The sequence below is a fragment of the Megasphaera sp. DJF_B143 genome (genome assembly GCF_900320625.1).
Lineage (GTDB): Bacteria > Bacillota > Negativicutes > Veillonellales > Megasphaeraceae > Megasphaera > Megasphaera hexanoica.
This window is the reverse complement of sequence record NZ_ONTA01000026.1, coordinates 1-3004: the sequence shown is the minus strand read 5'-3', so window position 1 is coordinate 3004 and position 3004 is coordinate 1. Positions and strand designations below refer to the sequence as shown.

2 protein-coding genes are annotated in these 3004 nt (G+C 54.8%); both read left to right on the top strand.

The genetic code is table 11. From position 1 onward, the window contains the following. On the top strand, positions 1–470 hold a 470-nt coding region (locus tag DBO31_RS00620; protein ID WP_150824192.1), incomplete at its 5' end, for an amidohydrolase family protein. A 187-nt stretch (positions 471–657) separates the two neighbouring features. Further along, positions 658–3004: selenium-dependent xanthine dehydrogenase (gene xdh / locus DBO31_RS00615; RefSeq protein ID WP_150824191.1), on the top strand; the 2347-nt coding region annotated here is incomplete at its 3' end.

The following is a 3004-nucleotide window of genomic DNA, read 5'->3' as shown; positions in this document are numbered from 1 at the left end:
TCATCGCCACCGATCACTGCCCCTTTACGGAAAAGGAAAAACTGGAAAATGTTGCTGATTTCCGGAATTGTCCCGGTGGCGTTTCCGGCGTGGAAGAACGGATGCCGCTCCTGTTCAGCGAAGGCGTCCTGAAAGGACGGATTTCACTGGAACGATTCGTACAGGCTACCAGTACTAATGCGGCAAAAATATTCGGACTCTACCCGAAGAAAGGGACTCTCATGCCGGGCAGTGATGCCGACGTCATCCTCATCAATCCGGCGAAAACACACACCTTTGGCAGGGATACGCTGCATACAACCTGCGGCTATTCTCCGTATGACGGCATGACCACCGATTGTGCCATCGATCTTGTCATGCTCCGCGGTCAGATCATAGCCAGGGACAATACGTTTACAGGCCAGAAAGGCTATGGAACCCTGCTGCACCGCAAACGCACCATTGCCTATGAAGACATTGTAAGGGTATGATATAAGAAAGATATGTAGCAGCTGTGACATGGTTGATGTTACACGAAAGAAATATAAAATATAAACTTCATATTCGTATGTTCCTGTCTGGTATTTTCCCCCGCCTGGAGCTTTCCCGCTTTTGGGCGAAATGGCAGCCATGACAGACATATCACTGAAAGTCTGAAGGGGCGGAAAGAGGACTGTTATGGATAGGACATGTAAATTGTGGATTAACAACAGAGAAATTGAGGTTGATCCGGAACGGAAGCTGATGGATATTCTGCGCAATGATTTGCGGCTGAAATCGGTAAAAGATGGCTGCAGTGAAGGTGCCTGCGGCACGTGTACCGTCGTCATCGACGGGAAAGCGACGAAAACCTGCGTACAGAAAGCAGGCCGGATGGCCGGCAAACGTATCCTGACGGTGGAAGGACTGTCACAGCGGGAAAAAGATGTATTCGTCTATGCCTTTGGAGAAGCTGGCGCCGTGCAGTGCGGCTTCTGTATCCCGGGCATGGTCATGTGCGGCAAAGCGCTCATCGATGCCAATCCCCGGCCGAACAGGATAGAGATAGCCGCGGCTATCCGCAATAATATCTGCCGCTGCACGGGTTATAAAAAAATCATCGACGCCATCGCTCTGGCTGCGGATATGCTGGATAAGGGAACTCCCGTACCGGCAGAAGACGAATATCCCCAGGTCGGTTCAGCCTGCCACCGCATCGATGTCAAGGGAAAAGTACTGGGAACGGGACAGTATGCAGACGATATAGACGAAGTCGATCTGCCGGGCATGTGTTATGGCAGTGCCGTACGCAGCCAGTATCCCCGGGCCGTCGTCAAAGCCATCCATACGGAAAAGGCAAAGGCCCTGCCCGGTGTCATCTGTGTCCTGACGGCCGATGATATTCCCGGTTCTGTCAAAGTCGGACACCTGAAGACCGACTGGGATACTCTTATCGGCGTCGGAAAGACGACCCATTTCCTCGGTGATGCCATTGCTCTGGTGGCGGCGGAAACACCGGATATCCTGGCTGAAGCCAAAAAGCTCGTAGAGGTAGAATATGAAGAGTTACAGCCCGTTACATCGGCAGTTGAAGCACTGGCAGAGGGAGCTCCGCTGGTCCATCCGTCCCACGGGTCCAATATCCTCGTCCACGAACATCTGGTGCGCGGCGATGCCGACGCGGTCATTGCGGCCTCTAAATATAAAGTGACCCGCCATTATGAAACGCCCTGGACGGAACATGCTTTCCTGGAACCGGAATGTGCCGTAGCCATGCCCTTTGACGATGGCGTCTATATCTATTCGACCGATCAGAGCCCCTATGACACGCGGCGGGAAACGGCGCTCCTCCTGGGACTTCCCCAGGAAAAAGTCATCGTTGAGAACAAGCTCGTCGGCGGTGGCTTCGGCGGGAAGGAAGATGTGACGGTCCAGCATCTGGCAGCGCTCATTGCCTACAAGACGAAGCGGATTGTCAAATGCAAACTGACCCGGCAGGAAAGCATCCTCATCCATCCCAAACGCCATCAATTCAGCATGGACCTGACAACAGCCTGTGATGAACAGGGCAGACTGACGGCCATGAAACTGGTAGCCGTGACCGACAATGGTGCCTATGCTTCTCTGGGTGGTCCGGTATTGCAGCGGGCCTGCACCCATGCGGCCGGCCCGTATAACTACCAGATTATCGATATCGACGGGACCGCCGTATATACCAATAACCCGCCGGCAGGAGCGTTCCGCGGTTTTGGTGTGACCCAGACGATTTTTGCAACGGAACGGAATCTCGACCTTTTGGCGGAAATGGTAGGAATTGATCCCTGGGAAATCCGCTACCGCAATGCCATCCGTCCCGGCCAGGTGCTGCCGAACGGGCAGATTGCCGATCCGGCGACGGGACTGGCAGAGACACTGGAAGCCGTAAAGGACACGTATTATCACAGCGGTCCCTATGTGGGCATAGCCTGTGCCCTCAAAAACGCCGGCGTCGGCGTAGGATTGCCCGATTATGGCCGCTGCCGTCTCGTCGTGGAAGGTGGTAAGATCCATATCCATGCCGGTGCTTCCTGTATCGGCCAGGGTGTCGGTACGGTCCTGACACAGATCGTGTCCCAGGCGGCCGGCGCTCCGGTCAGCCACATTTGCTGGCATAATCCCAGCACGGCAACGGCACCTGATGCGGGAACGACTTCCGGATCGCGGCAGACGACTCTCACGGGAGAAGCGGGCCGCCGGGCTGCCAAGGCCTTGCGCCGGGCTTTGTTTGCCCGAAAAGGGCTGACCTATGCAGCAAGCCGTACGCCCAGTGCCTATCTGGAAGATGTCATGGTCGAAGAAGAATCGCCGGAAACAGCAGCTGTACGCTTTACGGCAGAAGACCTGGCATTATTGGACGGGACGGAATACTATGGCGAATACTATGGTAAAACCGACGCCATGGGGACGTCCGGCAAGGAACATCCCGTATCCCACGTCGCCTACGGTTATGCGACTCACGTATGTATCCTCAATGAAGATGGCACGATTAAAAAGATGGTAGCCTGTC